This window comes from Candidatus Binatia bacterium (assembly GCA_036382395.1).
GTDB lineage: Bacteria > Desulfobacterota > Binatia > HRBIN30 > HRBIN30 > JAGDMS01.
Map to the genome: position 1 here is coordinate 1 of DASVHW010000180.1, position 3118 is coordinate 3118.

Annotated in this window: 3 protein-coding genes; 1 reads left to right on the forward strand and 2 read right to left on the reverse strand. The window is 64.3% G+C overall.

Going from position 1 to position 3118, the window contains the following annotated elements:
• Positions 1-44 precede the first annotated feature (44 nt).
• Positions 45-749, reverse strand: coding sequence for a murein L,D-transpeptidase catalytic domain family protein (locus tag VF515_08235; GenBank protein ID HEX7407622.1), 705 nt, complete (start codon positions 747-749; stop codon positions 45-47).
• Between the two features lie 439 nt (positions 750-1188).
• Here VF515_08235 and VF515_08240 point away from each other — a divergent pair, with 439 nt between their 5' ends.
• Positions 1189-2724 carry a hypothetical protein gene (locus tag VF515_08240; protein ID HEX7407623.1) on the forward strand — a complete coding sequence of 512 codons (1536 nt, stop codon included), beginning with the start codon at positions 1189-1191 and terminating at the stop codon, positions 2722-2724.
• 22 nt (positions 2725-2746) lie between these two features.
• Here VF515_08240 and VF515_08245 read toward each other — a convergent pair.
• Positions 2747-3118 (reverse strand): helix-turn-helix transcriptional regulator (locus VF515_08245; protein ID HEX7407624.1); only part of this gene is annotated, 372 nt, incomplete at its 5' end.

Consider the following 3118-nt stretch of genomic DNA (forward strand, 5'->3'; position numbering starts at 1 on the left):
CCCCGAAGGCGCAATCCCTCGGTTGGCCCGCTCGCGGTCCCGCGTCAATTGCCCCCGGTGGCGCCGGCGACCTGCATACCGCAGTGCAGGTAGTGCGACTCCCGCAGCCACTCGGTGTCCGGATAGTATGCGAAAATGGCCGCGCCACCAGCGATGGTATCGATGATCTGCGGCGCAACGTCATCGGGCAATGCTGGGCATCCCCAACTCCGGCCGATCATCCCCCATTTGGCGGCGAACGCGTGGCTGACGTCCGAAGAGCCGTGCACGACGATGGCACGCTCGTGGGCCTTGTCGTTGATGCCGGGCTCGAGCCCGGAGAGACGCAACGAGTAGCCGAAGCGACCCGTGTACACCTCGTCGGTGCGGAACAGCCCGAGGCTGGACTGATGCGAGCCCATCTCGTTGGAGAACGCCACAGCCACCGCCTCGCCGCTCCCCTCACCGTGTGCGACCAGCTCATGGTGCAGCACTTGATTCCGCTGCACATCGATGACCCACAGCCGCTGCTCGCTCGACGGTAGGCTGTAGTCGATGATGGTCAGTACCGGGCGCTTGAAGCGGCCTTCGCGTTCGCCGCACTGATAGGCTTGCATGGCAAGCTCGAGCACCTCACGCCGCGGCCAGGGGTCTGTGATCTCAGCGACGGTCGTCGGGAGCGGGCGCGGCGGGGGGGCCGTCGCGCAGGACGGCAACAGGTAGAGGATGAGAGTCAGCGCGCCGGCGCGCGCAGCACGGTGCGCCTTCATTGCGGGTTCTGCCCGGTCCGACGGCCAGGTGCGGGCTCCCCCGGCATGGAGGGGCGAAGTGCACCAACTCCCGTCTCCGGTGCCCCGTTTTCAGTGCTCACTTGCGATTGAAGTTCATTCAGCAGCTGACTCACCAATTTTCCCCCTGCCAGGGTGCTACTCGTCATGACGGCCGTCAATCGGCACGCCTGCCCGAAGAATCGCTGCAGTGTAACCGAAAAGGCCGAGAATTTCACCACAAAACTGGCTTGCCGAACCGAGCTTCCGCGCCGATGCCGCACGAGCGCGAACGGATCTTCGCACCACGCAAAGAAGCGCCGGAGAAAAGAGTCTATCCGTCGCGGGTGAGTTCGCTGCAGCCTTCGACCTCGCCGATTGACGTGACCGCGGTTGCTACATTATGTTGGAAAGGATCGTTGGCCGGCAAAGGGTGTTCTCGATGACCTTCGTTGCTGCACGGATCCGCCGTCCTTTCCTCTGTACGCTCCTCTCGGCCTGGGCGTGGGCGGCCGAGGCCCAGGTGCAGCCCTTGAACGTCTGCGCCTTTGGCTTCAACAGTCACGAAGAGCTGGCGGCGGTCAGGGCTCAACTGCCGGCGGACGCGTTCGATTTCGTTGACTTCAGCGCGGAGCTATTGGTGGCGGAGAGCGCGCCTTGGGAAGAGCGCGCCGCCTCCGCCAACTCCGGCCGCAACGCAGCCGACGCCGCTCTCTCCCAGCTCTTGGCGTTATGTGCGTCCGACCTGCGCTGTGACATCTTGGTTTATTCCGGAGAGTTTGCCGGAGAATTCTTCGGCCGCTACGGCAGTTCGTTAAGCCTGCAAACGCTGGAAGAAGCCGCGTGTCAGCAGCGGTGTCGGAGTCTCTTTCAGCGCTCCCAGGAGGTGTTCCTGCTCGCCTGCAACACCCTGGCGAGCAAGGATCCGGACAGCCGCACCCCCGACCAGTACCTCCAGGTTCTCCTGGAGCATGGCTTCGACCGCGCGGCGGCGGAGCGCGTGGTGCAGCTCCGCTACGGCCCGTGGGGACCCAGCTTCAGCCAAGCGTTCTTGCGCATCTTCGCGGGCGTGCCGCGGCTCTACGGATTTTCTTCCATCGCGCCAAACGGCGTCGAGACGGCTTCCCGCCTGCGCCGATACTTTCAGTTCATGGGCGACTACAGGCGCTACCTTGACAGGGCGTTCGGCAGCACCGATCCGAACACGCAGCTTTTGGACGCCTTTCGCGGAACCAGCCTGGTGCAGATGTCCGCAATGGCGACTTCCGATCAGCAGGCGGCCGAGCGCGATCTGATCTGCGGCATCTATGACGACACCCGGACCGTGGAAGAACGCCTGCGGATCGTTCACCGCCTGCTCGCCCGGAGCGACTTCCTGGCGTTCCTCCCGACGATCAAGCTGTTTCTGCGGCGCCATCCTCCCGAGCGCTTCGTGGGATTGGCCCGGCACCTCGTGACGGATATGCACGAAGATGCCGCGGCGCGTGACCGCGTGGTCGGTTTACTGTACGTGCTGCACGCGTCAGCGCTGCAGCTGGAGCTGGCCAACCTGGCCCGTTGCCTGGAGTGGATCAGCGGCGATGAATTCCGGCGCCTCGCCGTCGATGCGGCGCGGCAACTGGTCGTGCCGCCGGTGTCGTCCGAGGGCGTGGACGTCCTGTGTGAGACTAGCGAGCGCCAACCCATCGGTGACCAGTTCCGGTCCGAGGATCTTCCCGAGGGCTTGTTCCACGACGCCCAGGGGCTGCGGTTGGTGGCGTGCTTGTCGCCACCCGACGAGCGCGTCAGCCCGCGCCTGGCCGCCGGGCTGGAGAGCCCCGACGTGTGGACACGCGCGTGGGCCACCTTTGCCCTCTCACGACGCCTGCCGCTGGACGATGCCGTCTTGAAGCGGCTGGTGCCTCATTTGGATGACCCTTCCGCGGACGTACGGCAGCGCGTGCGCTCGATCCTCAGCGCGCAGCAAGCAGTTCGTTGAGCCTGCCTTCCTCTTGCCTGCATTATTCATGAACTCGGCTGCGCTTCGCTACGCTGACCACGTAACTATGGCTGGCAGCTACCGTGTGGGTAGCACCGCGATCAAGGCAACCCTCACCCGTGTACGCGAAAGCGTGCAGCCTACACGGGACGATATCCAAATGAGCCGCCAGGGGTAGCCCTGAACGACTCGGAGCTGCGAGTACGCTGCGGCGGTTTGCCATTTTTCTGAAGAAATTATTCAGCCCAGCCTTGAGGCTCAGCTCCGCCTGCTTGAGCCCCCGCTCAACCCGCAGCTTCTTCAGGCGCTGGGCGAACGTGCCATCCGCAAAGACGCTAAAAGGGAGCGAGATTGTAGGGTTGTCCCGATTTAGGTTCGACGATAAACGGGTGTC

What these genes read in the sequence shown, in the direction of transcription:
- VF515_08235 (HEX7407622.1), bottom strand. Translation starts at nt 749, where the DNA reads ATGAAGGCGCACCGTGCTGCGCGCGCCGGCGCGCTGACTCTCATCCTC.
- VF515_08240 (HEX7407623.1), top strand. Translation starts at nt 1,189, where the DNA reads ATGACCTTCGTTGCTGCACGGATCCGCCGTCCTTTCCTCTGTACGCTC.